This is a genomic window from Microcoleus vaginatus FACHB-2002, assembly GCF_040004035.1.
GTDB classification, from domain to species: Bacteria; Cyanobacteriota; Cyanobacteriia; order Cyanobacteriales; family Microcoleaceae; genus Microcoleus; species Microcoleus vaginatus_C.
The window spans coordinates 38,255-63,179 of sequence record NZ_JAMPLN010000032.1 but is presented as its reverse complement, the minus strand read 5'-3'; the positions used below and the strand labels follow the sequence as shown (position 1 = coordinate 63,179).

Annotated in this window: 32 protein-coding genes; 10 read left to right on the top strand and 22 right to left on the bottom strand. The window is 46.0% G+C overall.

Going from position 1 to position 24,925, the window contains the following annotated elements; genetic code table 11:
• Positions 1-58: 58 nt before the first annotated feature.
• Together NDI35_RS22940 and NDI35_RS22935 are read right to left on the bottom strand one after the other, a co-directional pair.
• The gene (locus NDI35_RS22940; RefSeq protein ID WP_445314732.1) at positions 59-1,078 is read right to left on the bottom strand and encodes a hypothetical protein; all 1,020 of its coding nucleotides are present in this window, start codon (positions 1,076-1,078) and stop codon (positions 59-61) included.
• Between the two features lie 478 nt (positions 1,079-1,556).
• Positions 1,557-2,000, bottom strand: a complete 444-nt coding sequence (locus NDI35_RS22935; RefSeq protein WP_445314731.1) for a hypothetical protein — start codon at positions 1,998-2,000, stop codon at positions 1,557-1,559.
• Between the two features lie 202 nt (positions 2,001-2,202).
• Between NDI35_RS22935 and NDI35_RS22930 the strand changes: the two genes are divergently transcribed.
• Positions 2,203-2,415, top strand: coding sequence for a helix-turn-helix domain-containing protein (locus tag NDI35_RS22930; RefSeq protein WP_332958465.1), 213 nt, complete (start codon positions 2,203-2,205; stop codon positions 2,413-2,415).
• A 29-nt stretch (positions 2,416-2,444) separates the two neighbouring features.
• On the opposite strand, the gene NDI35_RS22925 is transcribed toward NDI35_RS22930, so the two are convergent.
• The 12 genes from NDI35_RS22925 to NDI35_RS22870 all read right to left on the bottom strand — a co-directional run bounded on the left by NDI35_RS22925 (position 2,445) and on the right by NDI35_RS22870 (position 10,610).
• Positions 2,445-2,819: a hypothetical protein gene (locus NDI35_RS22925; protein ID WP_445314730.1), complete on the bottom strand. Its 375-nt coding sequence runs from the start codon at positions 2,817-2,819 to the stop codon at positions 2,445-2,447.
• A 16-nt stretch (positions 2,820-2,835) separates the two neighbouring features.
• Positions 2,836-3,039: a hypothetical protein gene (locus NDI35_RS22920; protein ID WP_333331495.1), complete on the bottom strand. Its 204-nt coding sequence runs from the start codon at positions 3,037-3,039 to the stop codon at positions 2,836-2,838.
• A 74-nt stretch (positions 3,040-3,113) separates the two neighbouring features.
• Positions 3,114-3,299, bottom strand: coding sequence for a copy number control protein (locus NDI35_RS22915; RefSeq protein ID WP_190657378.1), 186 nt, complete (start codon positions 3,297-3,299; stop codon positions 3,114-3,116).
• Positions 3,300-3,633: 334 nt separating this feature from the next.
• The gene (locus NDI35_RS22910; RefSeq protein WP_445314729.1) at positions 3,634-4,587 is read right to left on the bottom strand and encodes a F0F1 ATP synthase subunit gamma; all 954 of its coding nucleotides are present in this window, start codon (positions 4,585-4,587) and stop codon (positions 3,634-3,636) included.
• 131 nt (positions 4,588-4,718) lie between these two features.
• Positions 4,719-6,236 (bottom strand): F0F1 ATP synthase subunit alpha, encoded by a 1,518-nt coding sequence (gene atpA / locus NDI35_RS22905; protein WP_445314728.1) that lies wholly within the window; start codon positions 6,234-6,236, stop codon positions 4,719-4,721.
• A gap of 198 nt (positions 6,237-6,434) precedes the next feature.
• Positions 6,435-6,980, bottom strand: a complete 546-nt coding sequence (atpH, locus tag NDI35_RS22900; protein WP_445314727.1) for an ATP synthase F1 subunit delta — start codon at positions 6,978-6,980, stop codon at positions 6,435-6,437.
• 3 nt (positions 6,981-6,983) lie between these two features.
• Positions 6,984-7,511 (bottom strand): F0F1 ATP synthase subunit B, encoded by a 528-nt coding sequence (locus tag NDI35_RS22895; RefSeq protein ID WP_333048365.1) that lies wholly within the window; start codon positions 7,509-7,511, stop codon positions 6,984-6,986.
• Between the two features lie 87 nt (positions 7,512-7,598).
• Positions 7,599-8,084, bottom strand: a complete 486-nt coding sequence (locus NDI35_RS22890) for a F0F1 ATP synthase subunit B' (RefSeq protein WP_006631106.1) — start codon at positions 8,082-8,084, stop codon at positions 7,599-7,601.
• A 97-nt stretch (positions 8,085-8,181) separates the two neighbouring features.
• Positions 8,182-8,427, bottom strand: a complete 246-nt coding sequence (atpE, locus tag NDI35_RS22885) for an ATP synthase F0 subunit C (protein WP_006631105.1) — start codon at positions 8,425-8,427, stop codon at positions 8,182-8,184.
• A gap of 128 nt (positions 8,428-8,555) precedes the next feature.
• Positions 8,556-9,314 carry a F0F1 ATP synthase subunit A gene (gene atpB / locus NDI35_RS22880; RefSeq protein ID WP_333071398.1) on the bottom strand — a complete coding sequence of 253 codons (759 nt, stop codon included), beginning with the start codon at positions 9,312-9,314 and terminating at the stop codon, positions 8,556-8,558.
• A 55-nt stretch (positions 9,315-9,369) separates the two neighbouring features.
• On the bottom strand, positions 9,370-9,831 hold the full coding sequence (locus NDI35_RS22875; RefSeq protein ID WP_006631103.1) for an ATP synthase subunit I: 462 nt from the start codon (positions 9,829-9,831) through the stop codon (positions 9,370-9,372).
• A 329-nt stretch (positions 9,832-10,160) separates the two neighbouring features.
• A complete protein-coding gene (locus NDI35_RS22870; protein ID WP_445314726.1) occupies positions 10,161-10,610 on the bottom strand; it encodes a nitrate reductase associated protein in 450 nt (149 codons plus the stop codon).
• A 186-nt stretch (positions 10,611-10,796) separates the two neighbouring features.
• Here NDI35_RS22870 and moaA point away from each other — a divergent pair, with 186 nt between their 5' ends.
• From moaA to NDI35_RS22850, 4 genes are all read left to right on the top strand, one after another.
• The gene (gene moaA / locus NDI35_RS22865) at positions 10,797-11,786 is read left to right on the top strand and encodes a GTP 3',8-cyclase MoaA (RefSeq protein WP_445314725.1); all 990 of its coding nucleotides are present in this window, start codon (positions 10,797-10,799) and stop codon (positions 11,784-11,786) included.
• Positions 11,787-11,874: 88 nt separating this feature from the next.
• Positions 11,875-12,039 (top strand): hypothetical protein, encoded by a 165-nt coding sequence (locus NDI35_RS22860; protein WP_445314724.1) that lies wholly within the window; start codon positions 11,875-11,877, stop codon positions 12,037-12,039.
• Positions 12,040-12,225 carry a type II toxin-antitoxin system RelE/ParE family toxin gene (locus tag NDI35_RS22855; protein WP_445314736.1) on the top strand — a complete coding sequence of 62 codons (186 nt, stop codon included), beginning with the start codon at positions 12,040-12,042 and terminating at the stop codon, positions 12,223-12,225.
• Positions 12,222-12,518 carry a helix-turn-helix domain-containing protein gene (locus NDI35_RS22850; protein WP_242717105.1) on the top strand — a complete coding sequence of 99 codons (297 nt, stop codon included), beginning with the start codon at positions 12,222-12,224 and terminating at the stop codon, positions 12,516-12,518. Before NDI35_RS22855 ends, NDI35_RS22850 begins: the two co-directional genes overlap by 4 nt.
• Before the next feature lie 26 nt (positions 12,519-12,544).
• On the opposite strand, the gene NDI35_RS22845 is transcribed toward NDI35_RS22850, so the two are convergent.
• The gene (locus NDI35_RS22845) at positions 12,545-13,144 is read right to left on the bottom strand and encodes a Uma2 family endonuclease (protein WP_445314723.1); all 600 of its coding nucleotides are present in this window, start codon (positions 13,142-13,144) and stop codon (positions 12,545-12,547) included.
• Positions 13,145-13,319: 175 nt separating this feature from the next.
• Positions 13,320-13,556, bottom strand: a complete 237-nt coding sequence (locus NDI35_RS22840) for a hypothetical protein (protein ID WP_445314722.1) — start codon at positions 13,554-13,556, stop codon at positions 13,320-13,322.
• A 92-nt stretch (positions 13,557-13,648) separates the two neighbouring features.
• Here NDI35_RS22840 and NDI35_RS22835 point away from each other — a divergent pair, with 92 nt between their 5' ends.
• The gene (locus NDI35_RS22835; RefSeq protein ID WP_445314721.1) at positions 13,649-14,887 is read left to right on the top strand and encodes a phospholipase D-like domain-containing protein; all 1,239 of its coding nucleotides are present in this window, start codon (positions 13,649-13,651) and stop codon (positions 14,885-14,887) included.
• Positions 14,888-15,125: 238 nt separating this feature from the next.
• Positions 15,126-15,500, top strand: a complete 375-nt coding sequence (locus tag NDI35_RS22830) for a hypothetical protein (protein ID WP_445314720.1) — start codon at positions 15,126-15,128, stop codon at positions 15,498-15,500.
• A 274-nt stretch (positions 15,501-15,774) separates the two neighbouring features.
• Here NDI35_RS22830 and NDI35_RS22825 read toward each other — a convergent pair whose 3' ends face one another.
• The 4 genes from NDI35_RS22825 to NDI35_RS22810 form a co-directional block, all read right to left on the bottom strand.
• Positions 15,775-16,020 carry a hypothetical protein gene (locus NDI35_RS22825; RefSeq protein WP_193972035.1) on the bottom strand — a complete coding sequence of 82 codons (246 nt, stop codon included), beginning with the start codon at positions 16,018-16,020 and terminating at the stop codon, positions 15,775-15,777.
• A gap of 138 nt (positions 16,021-16,158) precedes the next feature.
• Positions 16,159-16,290 (bottom strand): hypothetical protein, encoded by a 132-nt coding sequence (locus NDI35_RS22820; RefSeq protein ID WP_333305540.1) that lies wholly within the window; start codon positions 16,288-16,290, stop codon positions 16,159-16,161.
• Between the two features lie 135 nt (positions 16,291-16,425).
• The gene (locus NDI35_RS22815) at positions 16,426-17,607 is read right to left on the bottom strand and encodes a class I SAM-dependent methyltransferase (protein WP_445314719.1); all 1,182 of its coding nucleotides are present in this window, start codon (positions 17,605-17,607) and stop codon (positions 16,426-16,428) included.
• Between the two features lie 60 nt (positions 17,608-17,667).
• Entirely contained in the window at positions 17,668-17,823 is a 156-nt protein-coding gene (locus tag NDI35_RS22810) for a hypothetical protein (RefSeq protein WP_445314718.1), read from the bottom strand.
• Between the two features lie 467 nt (positions 17,824-18,290).
• Here NDI35_RS22810 and NDI35_RS22805 point away from each other — a divergent pair, with 467 nt between their 5' ends.
• The 3 genes from NDI35_RS22805 to NDI35_RS22795 all read left to right on the top strand — a co-directional run bounded on the left by NDI35_RS22805 (position 18,291) and on the right by NDI35_RS22795 (position 22,569).
• Positions 18,291-21,062, top strand: coding sequence for a phycobilisome rod-core linker polypeptide (locus NDI35_RS22805; RefSeq protein ID WP_445314717.1), 2,772 nt, complete (start codon positions 18,291-18,293; stop codon positions 21,060-21,062).
• A gap of 114 nt (positions 21,063-21,176) precedes the next feature.
• The gene (locus NDI35_RS22800; RefSeq protein WP_445314716.1) at positions 21,177-21,524 is read left to right on the top strand and encodes a hypothetical protein; all 348 of its coding nucleotides are present in this window, start codon (positions 21,177-21,179) and stop codon (positions 21,522-21,524) included.
• Between the two features lie 124 nt (positions 21,525-21,648).
• On the top strand, positions 21,649-22,569 hold the full coding sequence (locus NDI35_RS22795) for a HEAT repeat domain-containing protein (protein WP_445314715.1): 921 nt from the start codon (positions 21,649-21,651) through the stop codon (positions 22,567-22,569).
• A 243-nt stretch (positions 22,570-22,812) separates the two neighbouring features.
• Here the strand turns inward: NDI35_RS22795 and NDI35_RS22790 are convergent, their stop codons facing one another.
• Together NDI35_RS22790 and NDI35_RS22785 are read right to left on the bottom strand one after the other, a co-directional pair.
• Entirely contained in the window at positions 22,813-23,265 is a 453-nt protein-coding gene (locus tag NDI35_RS22790; protein ID WP_445314714.1) for a DUF732 domain-containing protein, read from the bottom strand.
• A 164-nt stretch (positions 23,266-23,429) separates the two neighbouring features.
• On the bottom strand, positions 23,430-24,770 hold the full coding sequence (locus tag NDI35_RS22785; RefSeq protein ID WP_445314713.1) for an alkaline phosphatase PhoX: 1,341 nt from the start codon (positions 24,768-24,770) through the stop codon (positions 23,430-23,432).
• Between the last annotated feature and the right edge of the window lie 155 nt (positions 24,771-24,925).

Here is a 24,925-nt window from a genome sequence, read left to right as displayed (position 1 = left end):
CCGTTCGTTCAGTTGTCAATACTGGGAAGCGACAGGGTTTAACTGCTTATCAATCCATTCAAGAAGCTCTCTCTATTGATGGCTCCCTTTTTTCCCCTAGTTGAGCAATTACAAAAAAACAGCACAAAGCTAATTTCAGCCCTGGCGGCATATCCCAATCATCTCCAGGGTTTATTTTTCCTCTCTGTTTTTTTAACTTATCCAGTTCTTCAGCTTCCACCGGACAGCAATGTTGGCTATTTTGTTCAAAAAATTTGTCTCCTCCTATATAATTTTTGCCTGGTTTAGAGAGTACACAGAATGCTGGTTTACAGGGGTGATCAATATTTTGCAGCAACAAGCTTTGAGGGGTAGCTGTGATTTGTAAATATATGTGATTAGCAACTTGTTGCCTAATTTTGGCTATTAATTCAAATATCTTACTATCAGTAACTGTATTTTTTTCCTTCTTAGCTTGCTTGGCTTCGTTGGTATTTAGACTAGCATTGTCAGCCTCATCATCAAAGATCAGAGTGGGTACGCTACTGGCTTTAGCAGACTTTAGAACGTCAAGCAAGTTTTCAAGATGACGCCCATTTTTTGTGGAGACTAAGACAACACCAGTATCATTAATATAGTTGTGCAGTTGATTACCAAATTCTGTGGGATCATTTTTCCATTGTTCCCAATTACGGACAACAGGGCCACCTTTGATCTGATTGGTGAAACGCTCTGCTGTTTGTTTTCCCAGCCATGTATTATCAGACGTTAATACAATGAAGCAACGGAATTTATTAGCTTCAGCAAGTGCTAGCGTAGCAATGGTAGTATTAGTTTTGCCGCTTTGGACTTTGCCATAGATTAGTCCAGTAGTACCATTAGGTATTTTGCCTTTATGATGATTGCTAACAATACCTGTTCCTGTAGCACCAACATCACCAGAGCCAAATGTTGTTGAGTAAACATCAACGCAATTTTGAACAATTTCAACAGCAGCTTGCTTTAACTGCTTTGCTTCTGTGTCTCCAAGTTTGCTCTTAATCCTGTCAAGAAACTTGTTGATACAATAGCCATCATTTTTAATAGAAATTTTACTCATGGCGGTTTTTTTATTTTACAAAACTACGCGAGGCCAATCATTCTGAGGTACGGTCTGATTCATCTGCTGCCTGCCTGGGCCACTTACATGGTAACTTCCGTGAGGTCGCCTAGACACGGATATGTGTTGAACACTAATATCTGCATTTTTATCAACTATACTCCACAATCGCTCTTCAGCTATACAGCAGATACCGTCTTTGTGACAAACTAGCGCGATAAATGCCGAAAAGTCAGGATACTTGTCATACACAGTAGCTAGAGCAGATTTTTCCTGAGCGCTCAACGTGAAAGACCATGCAGAAGTAGCTTTCTTAGAAACTTTGAAGAGAATAGCTGACTTACTGCTCTCACTTTCAACTAAGTATATTGACTGATGTATTTCAAAGGCATGGGTGATGGTAATCCTAGAGCCCGAGTTAATTAATCTTAAGAACGCTGCACCGTGCAGAAAATCCTGATCGTTAATCATTTAGTATTTAGAAATGTTCCAGCAGAGATTTCTCTTGTGCGTAAACCTTTCGCAGCGACTCCAGGGCGATCGCACTTAACATCAATTTAATCACCCCCACCATTTCCCCCCACTCCAACAATTCAGAAACACAAACAGCTTTCTGAAATCTTGCCGCATAAAAATCCACCCAAAAATCCGGCGCGTGTCTCTGTTTCTGACTCGCTATCCGCCGCTTCCAATAACCAAAATCTAAACCAGAGGGCGATTCCACTCCCAAAACAGGCGGAAAGTCGGCATAACTCACAAACCGACTCATGCCTTTGGCGTGCACGTACAGGATATGCGCCCAGCACTCGAAGCGATATATTTGTTCTACCTTGATTTTCAGCAGCCGCGCGATCGCCTCTTTTGTGACAAACCGGCTCAATCTGTGTCTGGGGGTTGATTTTGGTCGAAAGCTTGCTAACATAGTTGATAAGTTTCCTGATTTGAATAGATCGATTCCTGATTTGGATAGATCGATTCCTGATTTGGGAATTTGATAGATAGATCAGTCCCTTATATGGGATTTGAACTTTGATAGGCGATCGTCTTTAAGTTTTCCAGACGTTGGGGCGATCGCTTTTTACAATACAATTGTATGACTTATATTAGTCAAATGTCAAGAGGTTATGGGATTAATTAAGTTGCGGGTTCGAGAATTTGCTGCCGAGAAGGGCTGGACGCTGAAAGAAGTTTCAGAGCGATCGGGCGTAGTCTACAGCACGCTCAGAACCTATGCCCGATCGCCCGGATTAGCAACAGTTGATGTGACGGCCTTGCACAAGTTGGCTAGGACTTTTGATTTGTCGATCGAAGATTTGTATGAGATTGTGCAGGAATAGTCGATCGCTTTTACGAACTAATTATCCACTCAATATTGCTCGACAGTTGCTAGCATCTGATTGACAGACTCACCCCGTTGTAGCGCTTCCCAATCAGATGTAACAGGTTGGTAAGAACAGTAACACACCACAATTCGCTCCTCAGTATCCGAAGCAAAAAACTGCTGAACGCGAGTAACTACCCAATCTCCATCTTTCCCGTGGGTGACTCCATTACCGGGGTCAGATAGATTTTCATAATCGCGGGTTTTGTCCCCTACTTGAGGAATTTCTGGGTTTTCTTCCCAAGTCCAATTTTCCCAAAGTATATTAGTTACACTGCCCCTCGGCATAAGCTGACGTTGTTCCCAGCCGGGAGCACTCATGCTTTCGGTTTTGTAGACAATCCAGATTTTTTTAGTCATTTTTCCTCCCTTTCCTTTAATCTTGGTAATCTTGCCACATATCCTGAAACGAGGTTTGTTCCCCGTCAAACACGCAAGCCACATCAGGGGGGGTGTTACGAGTCACTCGGATTTCTTTTAACCGCCAGTTGTATTTTTCGCCCATCTTTTCACAGAGTTCGGGATCTGTAACATGGTGTACGTTTTCTGGCTTTGGATTCGGTACGCGATCGCTCCTCACTTCAGACTTCCCTTACAGTTTAAAAACTAAATGTCTTGCCCTGTATGCGATCGCTCCACCACTGCACACAGCAGCTATGTGTTGTTTTGGTTTTGACTTGCTTCTATTTTTGGTTGCTCAGCCTTCATGACATATTGCTCCATAAATTCCAGCAAAACATCCCTCATATTTTTACCGTCCCTAGCAACAGCCGACTTAAATCGGTTCCGCAGCTCCGGCGGCATTTCTACTCTAATAGCCACAGTCTTGTTTTCATCCATACAGGCTCAAGGCTTTACAACATATACATTTTTACATTTTTATGTAGTTTGCCTAAAAACCAGCTTTTTGCATACAGGTGCATTAATTTAACTATATGCCTTAGTGCATACTAATGCCAAAGTGCAATAAATGCCGTTTTCCGCGAAAAACGCTACAGAGCGTTAATTTAAGTCATTTAGGTATGATTTACGCCCATAAACCCGGTTTCTGCAAAAAATCTTGAGTTTGGCTTTGTTAGTACATTGTGGTCAATTGTAACAACTTTATAAATAAAAAAAGCGCCTGAGTTCCCTCAGACGCATACCATAAAATCAACAAATTGTCAACCCTAACCTAACCCTTCAAAGCCTCAGCACCGCCGGAAACTTCCAGGATTTCCTGAGTAATTGCTGCTTGCCGCGCCTTGTTATAAGTCAGCGTCAAACTACGGATCAAATCGCTAGCATTCTCACTAGCATTGTTCATTGCCGTCATCCGCGCCGCCAACTCGCTAGCAGCAGACTCTTGCAAAGCCCGCAACAATTGGTTGTTCAAATACAAGGGCAAAAGAGCCTCCAGAATTTGCGCCGGATCTTGCTCGAAAATCATGTCCCTGGGCAAACTCTTCTTAGTAGGTGCAGAAACCTTCTCGCGCGATACTTGAAACTGTCCGCCTTGCGATGTCAAGCGGAAGATTTCATCATCGGGAGTTTCCAAACCTTGGGGGTCGAGGGGCAGCAAAGTTTGAATTACCGGACGCGAACTAATTAGCGACACAAACTTGGTGTAAACTAGCTCAACTCTGTCCACAGTTCCCGACAGGAACAAAGAAAGCAATTCGTCAGCAATTTGTGCCGCTTCCGATGCTGTGGGAATTTGTTCCAAGTTAGCGTAAGTAGCATCGATCGGCTGTTCGCGGCGCTGGAAATACTGAGTAGCTTTGCGTCCTACCAACACGTATTTGTAGTCTAAGCCTTCAGCTTTGATTTCCTTAGCGCGATTTTCGGCGTATTTGATGATGTTGCTGTTGTAGCCGCCGCACAAACCCCGATCGCCCGAAACTACCAACAGTCCCACAGATCGCACTTCGCGTTTTTTCAGCAGCGGCAAATCCAGGTTTTCAAACTGCAAGCGTTCCGCCAAACCATACAATACCTCTGCCAGTCGATCGGCAAAAGGTCGAGTAGCAGTCACCTGTTCTTGAGCGCGGCGCACCTTTGCAGCGGCCACCAAGCGCATTGCTTCTGTAATCTTTTTAGTGTTCTTGACCGACTTAATGCGATCGCGAATAGTTTTCAGATTTGCCATAACTTTCTCCTTACATCCTTGCCCGCATCTTCTTAATTAAAACCGCAGATGAACGCAGAGTAACGCAGATTAACTTCAGATTATCTGCGTTAATCCGCGTTCATCTGCGGTTCAAAATTCCTACTTGTCTACTACGCAGAAACTAGAAAACTTTGCTTGTATTCAGTGATGCCTTCTTTCAGCAGCTTTTCAGCTTCATCAGTCAAAGCTTTTCCGCCTTGAACAATTTCGCCGTACTTCGGCTTGCTAGTCCGCAAATAGTCGCGCAAACCAACAGTAAACTTGCTGACTTTTTCCACCGGAATGTCATCCATATAACCGTTAATACCGGCATAGATTACAGCCACTTGTTCGTTCATCGGCAGAGGCGAGCTTTGGGGCTGTTTCAACAGTTCCCGCAAGCGCTGACCGCGCGACAATTGATTCTGAGTAGCTTTATCCAAGTCAGAAGCAAACTGAGAAAATGCTGCCAGTTCTTCAAACTGCGCCAATTCCAGTTTCACCTTACCGGCTACTTTTTTCATCGCCTTAGTTTGAGCCGCCGAACCTACCCGCGATACGGAAATACCGGGGTTTACTGCCGGACGCAAACCAGCGTTAAATAAGTCAGAAGAAAGGAAGATTTGACCGTCGGTAATCGAAATTACGTTCGTCGGAATGTAAGCAGAAACGTCACCAGCTTGGGTTTCGATAATCGGCAAAGCAGTCATGCTGCCTTCGCCCAACTCGTCGCTCAATTTAGCAGCGCGTTCTAGCAAGCGAGAGTGCAGGTAAAATACGTCTCCGGGATAAGCTTCGCGACCGGGAGGACGTCGCAGCAACAGAGACATTTGGCGGTAAGCTTGTGCTTGTTTGGAAAGGTCATCGTAAATGACCAAAGTGTGCTTGCCTTTGTACATGAAATACTCGGCTAAGCTAGCACCTGTGTAGGGAGCCAAGTATTGCAGGGTTGCGGGGTCGCTAGCGTTGGCTGCTACTACGATCGTGTAGTCCATCGCGCCCTTTTCTTGCAGGACGTTGACGATGTTAGCTACTGTAGAAGCTTTTTGACCGATCGCTACGTAAACGCAGATCACGTTTTCCGATTTTTGGTTAATAATCGTGTCGATAGCGATCGCAGTTTTACCGGTTTGTCTGTCACCGATAATCAGTTCCCGCTGTCCTCTTCCCACCGGAATCATCGCATCAATAGCGGTAATTCCTGTTTGCATCGGTTCGTAAACAGAACGGCGAGAAACAATCCCCGGTGCCGGAGATTCAATCAAGCGAGATTCAGTAGTTTTAATTTCTCCTTTGCCGTCAATCGGACGGGCCAAAGCATCAACTACCCGTCCCAACATTGCTTCACCCACGGGGACTTCAGCAATTCTGCCAGTAGCAGTAACTGCCGAACCTTCTTGAATGCCGAGGCCTTGGCCCATCAACACTGCGCCGACGTTATCTTCTTCCAAGTTCAGTGCAATGCCCACGGTGCCGTCGGCAAATTCTAGCAATTCCCCAGACATGACTTTATCCAAGCCATAAATCCGGGCAATGCCGTCGCCTACTTGCAGAACAGTACCGACGTTAGAGACTTTTACGTCTTGGTCGTACTGCTCAATTTGCTGGCGAATAATGCTGCTAATTTCGTCAGGTCTGATTGCTGCCATGTCAGTTATTATGTGTCAGTTGTCAGTTGTCAGTTGTCAGTTGTCAGTCGATGTTTTCTGCCAGAAAGAAGTGGGATTTGGTAATAAGCATTTGGGACTAACAACTCAAAAACAGAAATTCATTTATTTCTGCTTCCGGTTTGATTCTTCCTTCTTCCTTTTTCCTACTTCCTTCTTCCTTCCTCCTGCTTCCTTAAATCAGGAATTCAAGCGAATTCCCAGACGCCGCAATTGTCCCCGCAGGCTGGCATCAATTACTTGAGAGCCTACTTTGATTATCACGCCGCCGATTAAATCTGCGTCTATTTTGGTTTCAATTTCTACTTGACTAGCGCTGGTCATCGCCTGCACTTTCTCGCGAACAGTCTGCTGTTGAGCGTCTGAAAGCGGGACTGCCGATGTAACTTCAGCCAATACTGTTTGGTTGAGTTCTCGGAGCCTTGCCAAGTATTGTTTGCCAATTCCTTCTAAAAAAACAATTCTTCCTTTGTCTACTAATAGCTTCAGAAAGCTGTGCATCAAGGGGCTCATTTCTTCACCCGCTATTTGCTGAATCACGGCTTTTTTAGCATCCGGTTTTACCAGCGGATTACCTAAAAATTGACGCAAGTCTTCCGAACCTTCTAGCAGGCTCAGCAAGGAACGAATGTCTTCGCCGAACTTCTCTGAGAGATTGTTGGACTGAGCCAGTGACATCAAGGCAGATGCGTAAGGCTGTAAGACTTCTGTGCTGACTGTACTCACTTTTTAGCCTCCCAGTAACGCAATGCTGCGATCGATTAATTGGTGTTGAGCGCCGTCGTCCAAGCTAGTTTTTAGCTGGCTTTCCACCTTTGCTAATGCCAGAGATACAACCGCCGATCGCAGTTGGGCGATCGCTCTTTCCCGCTCCGCTTCCAACTCTTGACCTGCTGTTGCTCTCATACGTTCAACGTCTTGCGCTGCCTGAGCTAGAATTGCTTCTTTTGCTTTCTTGGCAGTTTCTTCAGCAGCGGCACGAATTCGTTCGGCTTCTGCTTGCGCTTGAGTCAATTTTTGCTGTTGCTCTGCTAGAGCTGCTGCTGCATCTTTTTGGCGTTTTTCTGCTTCTTGAATCGCCTCTTGGATGGCCGAACGCCTCTCTGTCAGGATTTTACCTACAAATCCGCGCCCGAAATAAAACAGCACTGCAATAATAATGACCAGGTTAATCAGGTTGGTTTCTAAAATATCGAAATTTAAACCGAAACCACCTTCGCCGCTAGCTTCTGTGGCTAGCAATAAAACAGTCCCCATGATACTCTTCCATAATTGCGCGTGCAGATTGGGTGAAGCGATTTTAGATTTGAGATTCCATCAAAAATCTAAAACTCTTCTGTCTCGCTATTTGGCCAGCGACTGCCCTAATAGCTTTTCGAGAATTTGGCCGCTGAGCGCGTCTACTTGTTGTTCTAGTGAGCGCATTGCTTCTTGCTTTTGCTGCTCTATTTCTTGCCCAGCCTTTTCTCGCGCGACTTGAGCTTCTTGTTGAGCCTCAGCTACTTTTGCTGCCCCAATTTTTTGGGCATCAGCTTGAGCAGCCGCAATTACTGATTGAGACTGTTTGCGAGTTTCTCCCAGTTTTTGCTCGTACTGCTGCGCTAGTTGCTGAGCTTTTGCCAAGCGTTCTTGGGCGGAGACTTGAGTGTTGCGAATGTAATCGGCGCGATCGTCAATTGACTTGCTGAGCGGCTTGTAAAAAATTACATTCAAGACTGCGACTAGAATTAAAAACTGCACCGCCATCAGAGGCAGCGTAGCATCTATATCAAACAGTCCCCCTTCCTTAGCCGCTTCTTCAACTGCTAGTAATACTGTCCAGTGCATCATGATTTTTTGACGGCTTCCATCTAATTCGCTTAATCGATTTTAGATTTGAGATTTTGGATTAGAATCGCCAAAACCTCAAATCTAAAATTTTCAATTATTATGCGAAGGGGTTGGCAAACAGCAGCACTAGGGCTACGACCAAACCGTAAATTGTGAGCGCTTCCATGAACGCCAAACTCAACAGCAAGGTGCCGCGAATTTTACCTTCTGCTTCCGGCTGACGGGCAATCCCTTCTACAGCCTGACCTGCTGCATTTCCTTGACCGATGCCAGGGCCGATTGCAGCTAAACCTACTGCCAAAGCGGCGGCAATTACGGAAGCGGCAGCAACTGTTGGGTTCATGATGATTTTCCTTATCTAAAGTACAAAATGGAGAACAGAAAGTCTAGAGAATTGTCCGATTTTACGGCAGAAAGTTTAAGTTCAGAAATTTATTTTTTCCTCCCTCATGCTTCGCCGTTTATCGTTAGTTAATCGTGGTGTTCTTCGCCGTGACCGCCTTCTAGAGCTTCACCAATGTAGGCGGCGGCTAAGGTAGCAAAAATCAAAGCTTGAATTGCACTCGTAAATAGTCCCAGAACCATCACTGGCAGAGGAACAAATAAAGGCACTAGCAACACTAGCACTCCGACCACCAATTCGTCCGCAAGAATGTTGCCAAACAAACGGAAACTTAGGGACAGAGGCTTAGTGAAATCTTCTATGATTTTGAACGGCAACATGAAAGGCACCGGTTCAACATAGTGGGCGAAATACCCCAAGCCGCTTTTGCTGAGACCTGCATAAAAATATGCTAGAGAAGTCAGCAGTGCAAATGCTACCGTCGTGTTGATGTCAGCGGTAGGAGCTCCCAATTCCCCTGATGGCAGCTTAATCAGCTTCCAAGGAATTAGAGCGCCAGACCAGTTTGACACAAAGATGAACAGAAATAATGTACCAATAAACGGTACCCAAGGGCGATATTCTTTTTCCCCAATTTGGTTTTTAGCCAAGTCCCGAATAAATTCCAGCGCATACTCCATAAAATTTTGCATTCCGCTGGGAATTCGCTGGATTTTGCGGGTTCCTAAAATCGAAACTACGACTAAAACAGCAATTACAAACCACGAGGTTAGAAAAACCTGCCCGTGCACTTTCAGATTGCCGAGTTGCCAGTACAACTGCTGGCCAACTTCCAATTCGGCGAGGGGGAAACGATTAAAGGTGTTTAGAACGTCAAGCATTGCCATTCAACGGGCTTCCCCATACAAATCGATGAGTTGAGTTTTGCTCTTCTTGCCTGACCTACCTGTAGTCTAGTGCTAATGCACTTCGGATCACGTAAACCAACAGCGCAGCTTTGTAAGTCAGAAATCCCAAAAATATCGGTAAAATCTGTAGCTGATTCCACTGTGTTCCTACTATCATCACCGCTAAAAACACACCGAGCCTTGTCTTGCTGATGCGCTGATTTTGGCTGCCGATTCGTTCAACGTCTCTAGCCAACATCTTTAAGTAAACCACACCTGTGCTCGCCCCAAGCAAATAATTCAGGGCAATATTGAGGGAGTAAAAAATCCAAACGGAGATAAAAATAATCGCCGTAAAAGCAAGGGTGTACGCCAACAACTCTTGTTGGAGGCGATAAAAGTCTTGCATGGGATTGCTAGTCTCGGACGAGGCTGTCGAAACTGTCGAGACTGTGCCAGCTTGAGGAATATCCTCGTTTGCTGCTGCGGGTTCGGTGGGTGTGTTTTGCGTGTTCACGAAGCTCAGAAACTAATGCAGGTAGCAGGCGAGTGCTTTGCAAACTCAGAAAAATCATACCACGCTGCGGTAACAATACTTAAAATAAAATTAATCATCTTTTCAGGATTTGGTGGCGGGCGCTTCGGAAACCTCAAGCCGTTAAATGTCCGATCGACCTCACCCTACCTCTCCTACCGCCAGACCCCACTTTCTTACACATTGTTCTCGTGCTTCTCACTAAGTAAACCTCACTTAGTGAGTTAATACAGAGGACGATCGCCCGAATCGATCAGGTAACTCTCTGTTGTCTGCCTCTGCGCGCTACAAGAGTTAATTCAAATTCGATCTCATTCAATAACCTTAAACTCTTGAAGCGCCGGAATGAAATTTTTATTCTCGTGGCTCGATCGACTAAGCTTAATCAAAGCAAATCGCTGTAGAGGCTGCAAACTCGCCCACTGTGCCAAAGAAATTGTCACGCCGAGCTCTTGCGCTTTTGCAGAAACCGACTCTGGTAAAGTTGCAGCATCCATCCACGGGGGATTTTCATCAACAGCCAAATCAGTTCCCGGTTTGCCTGTATGTTTAATTAATACTTGGTTTAACTTTTCTCGGTAATCGATAATTTCTGCTTCTGTCAAGCAAGGTAACTCTACAAGACTTTGCCGTTCTGCTTGGTTGAAATGATTCCAATCCTGCAACTTCAATTTAATGCCGCAAGTATCTAACTTGAGACGTACCTGCATGGGGATACAGCGCAAAGCTTCCACAAAATCAGCTTCAAATTCAAAAAACATATATTTAGCAAGTTTATTTGAGTTGTGAATGATATTTTTTTTATTAACCGCAGAGGGCGCAGAGGGCGCAGAGTAAGAGAGGAGGGGGAAGGTGAAAAGAAATTGATGCAGGTTTATTGCTCTCTATCAATAATTGCAGAAAATCGAGTCAGCATTTATAATTAAATAATATTACAAACTATTGACATGGATACCGTAGACTACCTTCGGATTAGCTTGATAGACCGCTGCAACTTCCGCTGTCTCTACTGTATGCCGGAAGGTAGCGAGTTGGACTATGTATTGCAGCAGCAGTTGTTAACTCACTCGGAATTGCTAACTCTGCTGCGGGAAGTTTTTATACCCGTGGGATTTACCAAGTTTCGCTTGACTGGAGGGGAACCGCTGCTGCGGCCTGGGGTGGTGGAATTGGTAAGGTCGATCGCCTCAATGCCCGAAACGCGAGATTTGTCAATGACAACTAATGGCTTTTTGCTGGCGGGAATGGCGGAAAATCTCTACAATGCTGGTTTGCGCCGGATTAATATTAGTTTGGATTCGCTGGAACCGGAGACTTTTGATAAGATAATTGGCAGTCGCGGACGATCGCGATGGACGCAGGTTTGGGAGGGAATTCAAGCGGCTTATCAAGCAGGATTCAACCCGCTGAAACTGAATGTTGTGGTAATTCCCGGTGTGAATGACAGCGAAATATTGGATTTAGCGGCGTTAACTATTAACCGGAATTGGCACGTTCGATTTATTGAGTTTATGCCGATCGGGAATGGGGATTTATTTGGCGATAAAGGTTGGGTAGCTTCAGCAGAATTGCGGCAACAAATTAGTGACAAATACGGGTTAGCCGAGTCGGGAGTGCGCGGTAACGGGCCGGCGGATGTGTTTCAAATTCCGGGGGCGAAGGGCACTTTAGGATTTATCAGCCAAATGTCCGAGTGTTTTTGCGATCGCTGCAACCGGATGCGTTTGTCTGCTGACGGGTGGCTGCGGCCTTGTCTGCTGAACGAAACTGGTCAAATTGACTTAAAAACTGCTCTCCGTGGTGGGACTCCTACAAGCGAATTGCGCGATCGAGTGCGGCAGATATTGGAGATTAAACCGGAGATTAATTTCAAGCAGCGAGATTCGGGAACTACTCAGGGAAATTACAGCCGCACAATGTCTCAAATCGGCGGCTGAACTAACCGACATAGAGCGCTGAAGAAATAAAATACTTAAGGCAATACTTGAGTATAATTGTCACAGTATTCGATTCTCAACAAACTCGATGACCCTCAAGCCGATTCGGTGGGTTGGCCCTGCCCGCGAAGAAATCCAATCTCTTCCTGAAGATGCGCGAAAAGAAGCCGGTTTTTCACTTTGGACTCTCCAGCAGGGCATACAACCACCAGACTTTAAACCGATGTCGATCGTAGGTAAAGGCGTTGAATAAATTCGGATTCGGACAGAAAATGCCTATCGGGTTTTCTATATTGCTAGATTTGAAGAAGCTATTTATGGGCTCCATGCCTTCCAAAAGAAAACTCAGAAAACAGCCCAGAAAAATATCGAAGTTGGGCAGAAACGCTACCAAGAGTTGTTACAAAATCGTTTAAACTCAAGAGAACCGGAACAATGAGCGAAAATACTATTACCCAAGCAGTCGATAATATCTTTCTAGACCTCGGATTCTCATCTGAAGAAGCTGATAACTTACTAATCCGGTCGCAACTAATTCTCGCCCTGACTCATCAGATTAAAGAGCGCGGTTGGACTCTCGATCAAACGGCTCAACATCTCCAACAGTCCAACGATCGAATCAAAGCTCTAACTCAAGGTAAAATAGGGCAGTTTTCCGTTGACAGTCTGATTGCAATGCTCAATAAAGTAGGTATGACTGTCAAAGTCGAAATTTGCCCCAAGGTAGCTTAGGTGAAAATTAGGCAATTTGGCGCATTCTACAACTGAAACTCTCCTCCCAAAACTTGTCCAGCCGTTAAATTCAACTGCGGAAATGTTGGAGAAACAAGTGTTTGTTCCCCTTGAAACATCCCAACTTCGACATACTCACCCGATTCTAGTTGAAGTACGGCTACAATTTGCTCTTGAGGGTCAACAATCCAATACTCAGGGATACCCCGCGCCGCATATTGAGCTCGTTTACTAATGTAATCGCGATCGCGCCCAACTCTACCTGGACTAACAACCTCGACAACCAACTGAGGAGGTGGCATAGTTTGGGTGATGGTTAGCCTGGTTGCTGTCAGCAAGATGTGTTCGGGGCGCAAAACCACCAAATCTGGGTAGCGGTTAGCTGCGTCGCCCTCCCGCAGGATCGGAACTTGGATTTCGCACATATGTGTTCTGATCAGCCTCAGTGGGATGAACCCGCTACTAGCCAGAGTGAATAGTAGATAGTTAGCAATGAAATTGTTGGGGCCCGATTCTGGTGGCAATGTTACTAACTCTCCATCAATTAATTCGTAGCGGTTGTCGGTGTTGTCCTCATAGGTGAGGTACTCTTCAAAGGTAAGTTTCTGTTTGTGGGCTTGTGTCATCTTTTACCTTCCAGGATTGCTATTGTTATTAAAATATTTACACATCCGAGGGAAGTGGCTGCCGCAGTGATTTTCATTGAATTAACAAGCTGGGTAGCACTGTCCGATCGCCCCGTGTCAAGTCGATCGCCCCGACACCACAGGCAAGGCTACAAAATGCACCATCTGGCGGGGTCTAGCGGGTTTTGGCATGATTCCACCTGTGGCAGTGGTAAGGCTGGCAGAGTTGCATCACAGGCAAAGCTCGCGGGTCTAGCGTAGGTCTAACGTCTGGCAAGGTTGCCACGGTCGGAGCGATCGGATTGGAGCGGTGGGAGGGGTTGGCACACAGAGAGCGGTGATAGCGGGGCGCTGGCAGTGTCGAGCGGTACAGCGCCTTGAGAGAGCGGTGGGAGCGGTGAGACTTTCGCACTGTCTAGCTTTTATGCTTCAAACCTTAAGATGTAAATGATTGATGTTTTTATTTTGTATAATTTATTTAATTAACTCAGTTGTTGAAAAAATATGCGAAAACCACCTTACTACTATTTAAAAAATATTAGCCGTCGTTGGCACGCTGAAATTAAGAAACTTGATGATAATGATAAGCTAATAATACTTTCACCTTACTTGACATCAAAAACAGCAGAAGGGATTTTAAGAGACTCACAAGTTGTTAATTGTGAGATATACACAATCTTTTCTGTCCATAATTTTATTTCGGGTGGTTCTTCATTAAAAACTTTAAAAATTTTACATGAAATAGGATGTCAACTTTATCATTTACCAAGACTCCATGCAAAAATAATTATTTCACCAGGTCGATTTGCTACTATAGGAAGTCAGAATTTAACTCGGAATGGCGTAAAAAACAAAGAAGCTAGTGTAATAACATTTGACCATAAAGAAGTTGAAAAAATTGAGTGTTTATTAAATAAATGGATTCCTCAACGTAAACCTATCACTTTTGAGATGATTCAACAGCTAGAATTAAAAATAAAAGATTTAAGGAAGAAATTTAGTTTAATAAATCGTGAATTAAAAAAAGAAATGAACGAGTTAGAGAGTGAATTTTGGGAAGAACAAAGATTAATTGAAGAAGCTGAAGAAAAAAGGCAACAAGAAGAACTGAGACAACAAGAAGAACTCAGACAACAAGAAGAACTGAGAAAAAAAGAAGAATTGAGACAACAAGAAGAACACCGGATACAAGAAGAAATAAGAAAAAAAGAAGAACTAAGACAACAAGAAGAAGTGAGAAAACAACAAGAATTTAGAAGAAGGATAGTTAATACAGCCATATCTAAAGTACAACAAATTACACCAAATGGAAGGATAGAAAAAGAGCTTGCCGAAGAATTTATTAGAGCATCAGCGCACTGGGATCAGTCGCCAAATGGTGGTATAGTTCGTAGTCCAAAATACGCTAAACACATAAGGAATTCTAACAATCAATGGTTAATTTATCCGAGTAATTCATTTTCAATTAGTTATGCAATCTATAATTGTCAACAAGCTTTATTAGAATTTTTGCAACAAATAGAATCTGGAAATGGAATGTCTAGACCCCAGCTTTTGGAAAGATTAAAGTCAATTGTTCGAGGATCTGTAGTTAATAGTAACGGGGATAGATACAAAAATTATAGTGGGATTGTTGGTGATTATATATGGTTTGGAAATCAAGGCATTTGTATTAGTGATTTTGTGCATTTAATTCTTATTAAAGGTGGTAGTGATGACCCCTCGTTTCGTTTAATAAATTAACATAGTACATAAAGCGTTTACATACTACACCATCCATGCTGAAAGGGTTACAGGGCTTAGGCGGGGAAATGTGGGTTAATGCGCTTGCCTCGGTCTGAGCGCTCGGAGTGGTGGAGTGGTCACAGCGCCGTGAGGGGCGGTTCTGAAAGGAAATCTCTAGTAAATACATCTCAAGTAGTAAGACATAAAGGGTTGATACACGCTAAAATTCATACTTGTACATTACAACGAAAAACTTATGTCTACTCCTGATAGGCGTTTAGGATTTACTTACATACAAGAAGGTCAAGCTCATGAAAAAAGCTTGAGATTTAGTTTTGTTGATGAATACACTGCCGTATTGACAAATCCTATTTGTGAAGATTCTGGTGTAAAAGTTGAAGTTAACTTTGACCATACTGTTATCAATTATTTAAAACAAATAGATGGTATAAAGTCAGATTATTATTTTGAATTTCGTGAGAAGATGATATGGTTTATCAGTCCTTTGCCCGTTGGCAATTACTCTGGTAATCCATTCGGTTTTGTTAGTGGGGATATGATATATAATGGTAGTAAAATAATTTGTACTAATACGATACTTAATCCGGCACTAGAAAATATACCGACTTAGTAGCTGTAAGGGTTACAAGCTCTAGGCGGGGATTTTTGAGTTTCCCCGCCTAGCTTGATTTATAGATGTTTGAGGCTCTAAATCAGGATATGCTCTTATCCTGATTTAGTAAAATAACGTGCCTGATATTTGTTGGTCTTCTTAACTGGTTCCCAGGCTAGAGCCTGGGAACCGAGATCCAGAGGCTCTGCCTCGCTAGCGGATAAAAACAAAAACAGGAGGCAGATGCTCATGGAATGTGTTCCCAGGCCTTAGCCTGGGAACGAGCAAACACCTACGCTTTGCGCTTCCGACGGCGAATCAGCACACTCATTACTTGCTTCGGATTAGCTGCACGTTGTACGGGACTCCAATCGCCCACTTGGGCAAATCCCAGGCGGTACAAAGTGAGTATGGTTTCCCTGACACCCTTGGGCGAACCTGTCACCGTTACACACACCACATCCTGTTCCGATTCTGCTGCTGAGTCGTCATTTGGCCGATCGAATTTGTTGTCGTCAGGCAAGAATTCCTGTGACATAATTATGTTCTCCTGGTTTTGGGTTTTCTAGAAAAACCCAAAAACCCAGCCGCCCCGCTTTTCAACACATAGCAGGGCGGCTACAGAGAGTGTTATCATACTCCGTTAGCCTCCAGACTGCTTGTCCCAGTTTGGCGGTTATGCTGTCCATTGCTGCTCGCAACAGCTTTGGGCAGTGCAACTAGATTTTTGGGCGACGCCGGCTACTTCCTCTACAAGCAAAGCAACCTCTAACTTCAAAGCGTAGCCGCAGAGGGGGGCCTGTGTCAATCCATTTGGGATTTTAGGAGTAAGATTAAATGAACCGCGAAGGCACGAAGGACGCGAAGGAAGAGAAAGAAAGAGATGCAGTTCTTCCTTCGCGCACTTCGCGTCTTCGCGGTTCGTTCAAATAATCAAAAAGCCCTATAATTTCGGTGTTAGCAAAATTAGCTGTTTTGATAAGATCGATCGCACTTCATCCAATCCCATCTCCACATCCGCCAAAATCTCTCCCACAGTTCTGGTATTGCAACCTTGCAGAAACTCAAACTCAGCACTTGACAAATTGACCAATTGGTAATTGCAATCAAACACTTGTTGACTCGGCCAACCGTGCATACAACCACTCAACTCTGGAATGGCCGCCAAAAGTGCCCGATCGTCCGACCAATCAATTTTATTAACAGGCTTTTTGCCCAAGAAAAACTCGTAATGAGTGATTTCCGTATCCAACAATTCAATTAATCGATAAAGCTCTCTTTCCGTCAAACCCTGAGCTCTTTCTATCAATTCCGGCGCTTTCCCCAAAAGTCTTTCTAACTGCCAATATCCCGGATTTGAGAAACCGATAAATTCCAATCCCGAAGCATCAATTAACTCGAACAAAGTCTCAATATTGTAGTCAATTTCCTGCGGGTGAACGTACATATCAGCAAAACATTCGTCTCGCTGATTTTCTCCTGCCCAACGCTGTTTTTCGTACTTGACAAGACGGTTGTTTTCTGGTAAAGAAGCAAAGATTTGACGACCCACTTTCACACCATCGGGATAGTCACCTTTTTTCGGGCCTTGGAGAAGCCCGATCGCCCTTTGCATCAGTTGAATTTCCCAGCGTCCGAGCTCAGCATACACAAAAATGTGCATCAAACCGCCCTCCGCCAACTTCGCAGCCAGCGCTTGAATGCCCCGGATCGGATCGGGTAAGTGGTGCAGCACGCCGACGCAGTTGATCAAATCAAACTCGCCCTCTAACTCGGCGGCATCGTACAGGCTGAGGTGGCGAAAATCAGCTTCGCGCGCTCCCGATCGCCGACAGCGTTCTTGTGCTACTTTCAAAGCACCCTCGCTCAGGTCGATCGCCGTCACCGAAGCTTCTGGATTGAGGTGAATCAGATAATCAGTGCTCGAACCAGTGCCGCAGCCAGCGTCTAAAATCCGAACATCAAGTTTTGGCGGCTTTTGGCCGGTGCAAAAATTGTAAGCATCAGGCCAACTCCAACGCCAGTTGTAGCCTGGGGGCGGTTCATCTGACAAAGGATCGGGCGGGAAAGGGAAAGTATCGTAAAGCCGCCGTACGGCAGCACTGATATCAGGCGTAGTATCCATAGGTGAGGCAATTGTGCGTGAGTTTGGGGATTGGTTGTCAGTAGCTACGGAGTAACAGCGCTACGCCATGCACTTCTGTTGCTGCGTTACTCGCAACAAAAGTGGCGCTTCGCTGGCGTTGGGCAAGCCTGAAACAGAGGGATCGGGCGATCGACTAACCCCTGGTAGCCAAGCCCTGACAGCTTCTGCGTAATAAAACTTATCATTTTTTCTCATATAAGCTCTCTTAAATCTATACAATAAATCTCGACAGGCTTTTTAACAAACCAGGACTGTCAATAACCCACCGCTGAACTGTCGGGTAAAGCGGAGGCGTCTTTCAGCAGAAAGTCAAAAGCCCCGAAACAGGCAGAAGAAAATTTTTGATTTTCTTTTCCTTTAATTCAAGGCACTGGCTGCGATCGCCCAAAGGCAACTCTCCTGCCGAGTCTTTTTTTCCACGGGTATGCCGGCGGAGTGCAGCGGAGGGAGTACCCCGTGCCTGCCTTCGGATCGGACATTTCCCCGCAGGCAGAAAGATGAAACCAAAACATTTTAATCTAAGAAAGTAAGCGCGCCCGAACCTCGTGACAGGTAAAGGCAAAAAGTAAACAAAGCAAAAATACCTACTTTGACCTGCATCAGAAGGCAAGGTTAGTCTGGTTAAATGCTGCAACTATTTGGATAGGGAGCTAAGGAGTCTAATGACTGTAAAAGCAAGTGGTGGAAGCTCGGTTGCGCGTCCGCAACTATATCAAACTGTACCGGTCGCAACAATTTCGCAAGCAGAACAGCAAGACCGCTTTCTACAGCGGGGCGAACTCAGCGAACTGGCAAGTTATTTCAGTTCAGGGGCTCTTCGGATCGATATCTCTGCGACGCTGACCCAAAACTCGGAACTGATAGTATCCCGCGCAGCCAACCGGATTTTTACCGGCGGTTCCCCGCTGGCATTTTTGGAAAGACCACAAGAACCTGCGATGGCTGTAGCAGGCGCGGCTCGCGGCGGCTCGGCGAATGTCTCTGAAGGCATGAAACTGGGAAATGTCACCTACGTAGAAAGCCGCGCTGGCGGCAACGGCGGTGGCGGCGGCGGATTCTTGGGGCTAGGAAATCTATTTTCTGGCAACGGTGGCGGCTACAGCGGCCCAATCCCAGCAGGATTTCAGCCGATCAATGTCTCGCGCTACGGCCCGGGCAACATGACCAAATCTCTGCGCGACTTGAGCTGGTTTTTGCGCTATATCACCTACGCGATCGTAGCTGGCGACCCGAACATTATTTCGGTGAACGTGCGCGGATTGCGGGAAATCATCGAAAATGCTTGCTCTTCGGCGGCCACAATTGTGGCAATGCAGGAAATGAAGGCAGCATCTTTGGGATATTTCAGAAACAATGCAGAGGCAAGTGCGATCGTCGGACAGTATTTCGACGTAGCTATTACCGAATTCAAAGCTCCCACACCTTCAGACAAGGTGCGGCAGCGCGAAAGCAACGACCAGCAAGGGCTGCAACTGCCTCAAATCTACTTCAACGCAGCCGAGCGACGATCGAAATTCGTCATGAAAACCGGCCTGTCTTCGGCCGAAAAGCTAGAAGTAATCAAAGCAGCTTACCGCCAAGTATTCGAGCGCGACATTAGCCGCGCATACAGCCAAAGCATTTCTGACTTGGAATCCAAGGTCAAAAATGGCGAAATCTCGATGAAAGAGTTTATTCGCCGCCTTGGTAAATCTCCTCTGTACCGCCAGCAATTCTACGAGCCGTTTGTCAACAGCCGTGCTGTAGAATTGGCCGCCCGCCACTTCCTAGGCCGCGGTTTGAGCTCGCGGGAGGAATTTAGCAAGTATTTTGCGATCGTCAGCAAAGGCGGCCTGCCAGCCCTCGTAGACGCGATGGTCTATTCCCAGGAGTATTCCGATTACTTCGGTGAAGAAACAGTGCCTTACCTGCGCGGTTTGGGCCAAGAAGCTCAGGAATGTCGCAACTGGGGCCCGCAAATTGATTTGTTCAATTTCAGCGCTCCGTTCCGCAAGGTTCCTCAGTTCATCACCTTGTTTGCCGGCTACAACCAGCCTCTGCCAGACCAGCACGTTTACGGTGTTGGCAATGACCCCTTAGAAATTCAGTTCGGCGCGATTTTCCCGCAAGAAACTCGCAACCCCAAGAGCCGTCCAGCTCCCTTCGGCAAGGACACCCGCCGCATCCTGATCCGTCAAGGTGCAGGTATTGACAATCAGTTGAGCAATCCGGCGGCTCGCGGTGCTGCTCCTGGTTCTCTGGGCCCCAAGGTCTTTAAATTAGACCAGTTACCGAGCAACTATGTTGCTTCCAAGAAAACTGCCCGCGGTGTCTCTAGCAGCTACAGCAATGCTTCCAGTGTCAAATTTACCGAAAGTTCCACACAAGCGGTGATTCGGGCTGCTTACCTGCAAGTGTTTGGTCGCGACGTGTTCGACGGCCAGCGCCAAAAGGTGGCGGAAATTAAGCTGGAAAACGGCGAGATTCCGATGCGCGAGTTTATTCGGATGTTGGCGAAGTCTGACGTGTTCCGCAATATGTACTGGAGCAAGCTCTACGTTTGTAAGGCGATCGAGTACATTCACCGCCGACTCCTGGGACGCCCTACCTACGGCCGTCAGGAAATGAACGCTTACTTTGACATTTGCGCCAAGAAGGGTTTCTACGCGCTGGTCGATAGCATTCTGGACAGCACGGAGTACAACGAAGCTTTTGGGGAAGATACAGTGCCCTACGAGCGCTATGTGACTCCCGGTGGTTTGTCGATGCGGACGATGCGATCGGGTTCCGTCGCTGAGCAAAATGTCCAAGCTCAGACGCCCGAAACTCCTCGGTTTATCGAACTCGGCACTGCGCTCGATCGGGGCGATTTCGAGTTACAAAATAGCCTCGCTCAAGGTGTCAGCAGGCGGCGCGAACAAACTAAGGTCTTCAAGCTGACGAATACTTCGGACAAAGTAGCTTTGAAAACTTTAATTCAAGCTGCTTACCGTCAAATTTTTGAGCGCGACATCAACCCGTATGTTGTGAAGAATGAATTCACGGCGCTAGAAAGCAAACTGGGCAACAAGGAAATCAATCTCAAGGAGTTCATAGAGGCTTTGGGCTGCTCGTCGCTGTACATCAAACAGTTCTATGCACCTTATCCCAATACTAAGGTAATTGAGTTGGGAACCAAGCACTTCTTGGGCCGGGCTCCCCGCAATCAAGCGGAGATTCGGACGTACAACCAAATCTTGGCAAGTAAAGGGATTAAGGGCTTTATCAACGCGATGTTGAACAGCGTTGAATATGCCGAGGCGTTTGGCGAGGATACTGTTCCTTACCGTCGCTTTCCGACTCTGCCTGCTGCGAATTTCCCGAATACCGAAAGGCTGTACAATCAACTCACCAAGCAGAATGGTGAGTTGGTGGTTCCAAGCTTTGAGCCAGTAGCTGCTACTGACAGAAGCTAACAACAAACTGCAAGAAAATTGAGTTGGTAGGTTGACAAAAATCCCTCGCTATGGTAATGCTGTAGCGGGGGATTTTTGGTAGAGGGCGATCGGGCATTGAGCATCCAGTAACAGATGAATCCAAAGGGTAATAACGAGCAATCAAATCCACTGAAAAAACTCAGGACTCCCCCTACAACCTCAGAGGCTCAATTAATTCAAAATCGAGAGACTTGGCTACCGCGTGCCGAAGCTCTAGCAGTAGATAAAGCTCAGGAAGTGATGAATGACCTTTACAGGGAGGGAGCAGAGTACGGTGATGGCAGTTGTGCTTTCATGGTAATGAAGGAACAATTTGAAGGAGGCGTAGGAAATCCACCGCAGTCGCTGAAAGATAGCACTCTCCACGCTGGAAAGTGCCAGCAGTATATTAAGGGACTTCGGAGGCATTTAGCAAAGTTGCCCTCTGAGGCAAAGGAATAGATTGAGCAGGAAATTGTCAAGATGGAAGAGGCGCTAAAATGGGCTGAAGACTACCGCAACAGCGATGAACCGGAGATTCCCAGATGGGCAAAACCTTGGAAAGAACAATTGGGGAAATAAACTAATGCTTAAGTTAGACAGCAAGCGCAGTCGTTATTTAGGAATGGATTGGCAAAGCAAGCAGCATCCATTTGCGATCGAGCCGAATGACTCTCTAATCTGTTGCGATTTAAGAGGTTGTATCTTTGATAAACTAGATTTATCGGGATGTGAGTTTTTTGGTTGTCGCTTGAATGGAACATCTTTTCAAGGAGCAACTTTACATGAAACAAAATTTATTGGCTGTTTTTCTGATGAAGGAGATCGCCCAACGGATTTTAGCAATACGATCGCAGGAAGTGTATCAGTAGTAAGTTCTCACATAAACTTTCTATCGGAAGAACATCAGCTTACTTTTCAAAATAGTTTCTGGGGTGATGATTTAATCTTGGGAGATTCTATCCGAAATGTTTTTAGATGGCCTTCGGAAGTAGCAAAGGCTGCTGCTGATACACTCTCAGAACGCAATGATGTTAGATACAATGCTACTGTAAAATTGGGAGAGTTAGATAATCCCGTTGTTGCTCCTCTACTGGGTTGCTTGCTTGCTGACAAGGAATGGGATGTAAGGGCGATCGCCCTCGAAGTATTAGGGAAGCTACGACATCAGGAATTTGGGTACGGTGACGAAGTATTATTAGAGTGGATGTTTGTGTGTCTGGGAGACAAGCATTCGATCGTGCGGCAGACAGCGGCAGAACTTGTAGAAACTATTTCACCGCCAGAGCGCGTTTTACTGACTTCTATTAATAGAATGGTTGTAGGTACTTCCGATGAGGAGCGACTGGCTGGTTTGCTGGCGGTTATTGAACTCTGCCAACTCGATGATAATTATGTTGATTTATTGGATCGAGAAGTAATTGATTCTCTACTTTTAAAGGAAGGATCTGAAATTCGCAGCGAATCCTCGCGGCTGCTGGAGATTATTGGCGATCGGGCGATTTAGAATTATTGAAATTGGCAAAATTCTAACATCCGTTTGATTTTTGGCAACTGTCTTTCAGATTTCCGAAAAGCCAGCCAGATGCGAGTGGTAACAGCCTGTGCAGGTTTGAGGACAAGTGTCCAGCGCTTTTATCTTACCCGATCGCCACAGTAACCCCCCGCAGCTCACAGAGCCAATCCGAGCCGTCCTACTTCTGAAGCGCCTGTAATGGCAGAGACGATCGCCCCACTGAGACTTCCTTGCTCAGTCGTCAAACTCAGGGCAGTAATATTTAGGAGCCAAAGCGTTAAGTGCATCAACTTCAGCATTGCCTTGAGGTTGCAGCAAGTCGATCGACATTCCCGCACTGAGCGCATTACATATCCCGCGCGCACGTTCGATAGCGGCTTGGGGATTTCGCTGAACGCGAGACACGACATCGGATGAGGCTGAATTGAGCCGTTTGCTCAACGATCGTTGATAACTATTAAGAAAAGCCTGGTCATTGGGCTGTAAAGCGATCGGGCGGCCTCTGCCACTACTTCCACAAAGCTTACCTAAGTCGATCGTTCGACCATCAGTCGTCTGTATATAGCAAACATAATCAACGGGTATTTGAGCGACTGAATCACTAGATTGAGATAAATCAACGCCAAAGGCGATCGACATCATTACCAAAGAATAAAACACTCGTTTCGACTGTCTGACATATTGCACGACTCTTCAAACTCCCACAAACCGTTAAACTTTCATAGGCTTATAGAGAACCCACACCGGATGTTGTCACAATCCGGCGTGATTCGCTATATTCTGCATAGTGCGAACATAAGAGCGTTTTACAGGCAAATAAAATGCTCGCACCGCACTATAAGGCAATAATGTTATGCTCCTCGTTGAGACTTCCAAGGGCCCCAAATGGCAAACGTGATGCCTGGGGTTTGGATATTAACGAACATAGTTCGACCGTCCGGCGAGAAGCAGGCTCCAGCAAACTCCCGATCGTTGATAGCATTTTTTGCCAGACGATACAGTTCCCCGTTGGGAGTTACGCCCACCACGAACTGCTCATCATTGCCATCTTCGCAAATGATCAGATCACCATGAGGTGCCACAACAATGTTGTCAGGGCCATCGAGTTCGTCAGCCGATTTAGCCTCAACAAAAAGTTCGATCGCATCTTGATCGGGAAGATACCGCCAAACCTGACCAAATCCGTTGGGTCTGCCACTGGCGTTAACAGAGCCACCGTCCGAACAACAGAAGTAAACTTCACGATTGCCGTACCAGATGCCTTCCCCACGAGTAAACTGGGCAGCACCTTTACCGAAACCTTCGACCCGTACCGTATCCGTAGCAGGGTCAGGATTGTCAATTGTCACCCATTCCACCGGCATCGGTTGGCGCTTGGGAAAGCCGGCAAAAGTCTTTGCCTGAGGCATATTCTTAATCTTCAGCGCTTGCAGAGTGCCGCCTGCGCTTAAATTGTTCCGTTGAGATGGGATAAAGCGATACAAAAGGCCATCTGCTCGGTCTTCAGTCTCGTAGACAATTCCGGTTTTGGGGTCGATCGCCACCGCTTCATGGTTAAACCGTCCCATCGCAACTAAAGGTACGGGATTCACAGGAACCGTTGCCAGAGCCGGAACTTCAAAGTTGTAGCCGTGAGATCTCGAGACATTTGTCGCATCGTTTGGTCTAGGTCTATTCGTCGCCGGAGTCGAGACATTCTCCTCGGAAGTAATCCAAGAACCCCAGGGAGTCGGGCCGCCCGCACAATTTCGATAGGTGCCGCTAAGCGAAGCGTAGTGCTTGATGAGCTGACGATCTGGTCCAACCTGTAGTGTGGTTGTTCCGCCTTTGCAAAGAGGATCGTAAGGATTTGGACCCACAACTTGTGTTGTAGAATTCGGACTCAGTTCGTGATTGCGAACCAGAATTACCGTATTTTGGGGGCCTGGGAAAGCCGCCATGCCATCGTGACCACCGGGAACAGGGGAACCGTCGCTCATCATTTCGCCCGTTCGTGAAAAAGCCCGATACTGAAAGCCACGGGGTAAATCTAACAATCCATTCGGATCGGGTACGAGGGGCCCATACCCTCCTCCAAATACTGATTCACCATTCGCCTTTCTGGCATAAAGCGCTTCTAGAGGAGACATCATCAAAGTGCCAGCAGCACTCGCTCCTGCCAAGGTAAAAAACTTTCGTCGTGATAGTTGCATCAGTCTTTTCTGGTGAATTAAACAAAGCATACTAAATCTGCATCAAGACCAAGATAAGGTTAGTTTAACTTCTCATTAAGGTTGTTTCATAGTTGTTCAAAGTCAATCCCAGTGGCTGGTAATTGCGCCGCTAACCGGGCTGTTAGCTGCTCTCT

What these genes read in the sequence shown, in the direction of transcription:
- NDI35_RS22925 (WP_445314730.1), bottom strand. Translation starts at nt 2,819, where the DNA reads ATGACTAAAAAAATCTGGATTGTCTACAAAACCGAAAGCATGAGTGCT.
- NDI35_RS22800 (WP_445314716.1), top strand. Translation starts at nt 21,177, where the DNA reads ATGAATCCAAAGGGTAATAACGAGCAATCAAATCCACTGAAAAAACTC.
- NDI35_RS22890 (WP_006631106.1), bottom strand. Translation starts at nt 8,084, where the DNA reads ATGATGCACTGGACAGTATTACTAGCAGTTGAAGAAGCGGCTAAGGAA.
- NDI35_RS22835 (WP_445314721.1), top strand. Translation starts at nt 13,649, where the DNA reads ATGCGAAAACCACCTTACTACTATTTAAAAAATATTAGCCGTCGTTGG.
- NDI35_RS22815 (WP_445314719.1), bottom strand. Translation starts at nt 17,607, where the DNA reads ATGGATACTACGCCTGATATCAGTGCTGCCGTACGGCGGCTTTACGAT.
- moaA (WP_445314725.1), top strand. Translation starts at nt 10,797, where the DNA reads ATGGATACCGTAGACTACCTTCGGATTAGCTTGATAGACCGCTGCAAC.
- NDI35_RS22810 (WP_445314718.1), bottom strand. Translation starts at nt 17,823, where the DNA reads ATGAGAAAAAATGATAAGTTTTATTACGCAGAAGCTGTCAGGGCTTGG.
- NDI35_RS22870 (WP_445314726.1), bottom strand. Translation starts at nt 10,610, where the DNA reads ATGTTTTTTGAATTTGAAGCTGATTTTGTGGAAGCTTTGCGCTGTATC.
- NDI35_RS22825 (WP_193972035.1), bottom strand. Translation starts at nt 16,020, where the DNA reads ATGTCACAGGAATTCTTGCCTGACGACAACAAATTCGATCGGCCAAAT.
- NDI35_RS22830 (WP_445314720.1), top strand. Translation starts at nt 15,126, where the DNA reads ATGTCTACTCCTGATAGGCGTTTAGGATTTACTTACATACAAGAAGGT.
- NDI35_RS22785 (WP_445314713.1), bottom strand. Translation starts at nt 24,770, where the DNA reads ATGCAACTATCACGACGAAAGTTTTTTACCTTGGCAGGAGCGAGTGCT.
- atpA (WP_445314728.1), bottom strand. Translation starts at nt 6,236, where the DNA reads ATGGCAGCAATCAGACCTGACGAAATTAGCAGCATTATTCGCCAGCAA.
- NDI35_RS22805 (WP_445314717.1), top strand. Translation starts at nt 18,291, where the DNA reads ATGACTGTAAAAGCAAGTGGTGGAAGCTCGGTTGCGCGTCCGCAACTA.
- NDI35_RS22915 (WP_190657378.1), bottom strand. Translation starts at nt 3,299, where the DNA reads ATGGATGAAAACAAGACTGTGGCTATTAGAGTAGAAATGCCGCCGGAG.
- NDI35_RS22845 (WP_445314723.1), bottom strand. Translation starts at nt 13,144, where the DNA reads ATGACACAAGCCCACAAACAGAAACTTACCTTTGAAGAGTACCTCACC.
- NDI35_RS22940 (WP_445314732.1), bottom strand. Translation starts at nt 1,078, where the DNA reads ATGAGTAAAATTTCTATTAAAAATGATGGCTATTGTATCAACAAGTTT.
- NDI35_RS22930 (WP_332958465.1), top strand. Translation starts at nt 2,203, where the DNA reads ATGGGATTAATTAAGTTGCGGGTTCGAGAATTTGCTGCCGAGAAGGGC.
- atpE (WP_006631105.1), bottom strand. Translation starts at nt 8,427, where the DNA reads ATGAACCCAACAGTTGCTGCCGCTTCCGTAATTGCCGCCGCTTTGGCA.
- NDI35_RS22860 (WP_445314724.1), top strand. Translation starts at nt 11,875, where the DNA reads ATGACCCTCAAGCCGATTCGGTGGGTTGGCCCTGCCCGCGAAGAAATC.
- NDI35_RS22850 (WP_242717105.1), top strand. Translation starts at nt 12,222, where the DNA reads ATGAGCGAAAATACTATTACCCAAGCAGTCGATAATATCTTTCTAGAC.
- NDI35_RS22895 (WP_333048365.1), bottom strand. Translation starts at nt 7,511, where the DNA reads ATGGGGACTGTTTTATTGCTAGCCACAGAAGCTAGCGGCGAAGGTGGT.
- NDI35_RS22795 (WP_445314715.1), top strand. Translation starts at nt 21,649, where the DNA reads ATGCTTAAGTTAGACAGCAAGCGCAGTCGTTATTTAGGAATGGATTGG.
- NDI35_RS22935 (WP_445314731.1), bottom strand. Translation starts at nt 2,000, where the DNA reads ATGTTAGCAAGCTTTCGACCAAAATCAACCCCCAGACACAGATTGAGC.
- NDI35_RS22910 (WP_445314729.1), bottom strand. Translation starts at nt 4,587, where the DNA reads ATGGCAAATCTGAAAACTATTCGCGATCGCATTAAGTCGGTCAAGAAC.
- atpB (WP_333071398.1), bottom strand. Translation starts at nt 9,314, where the DNA reads ATGGCAATGCTTGACGTTCTAAACACCTTTAATCGTTTCCCCCTCGCC.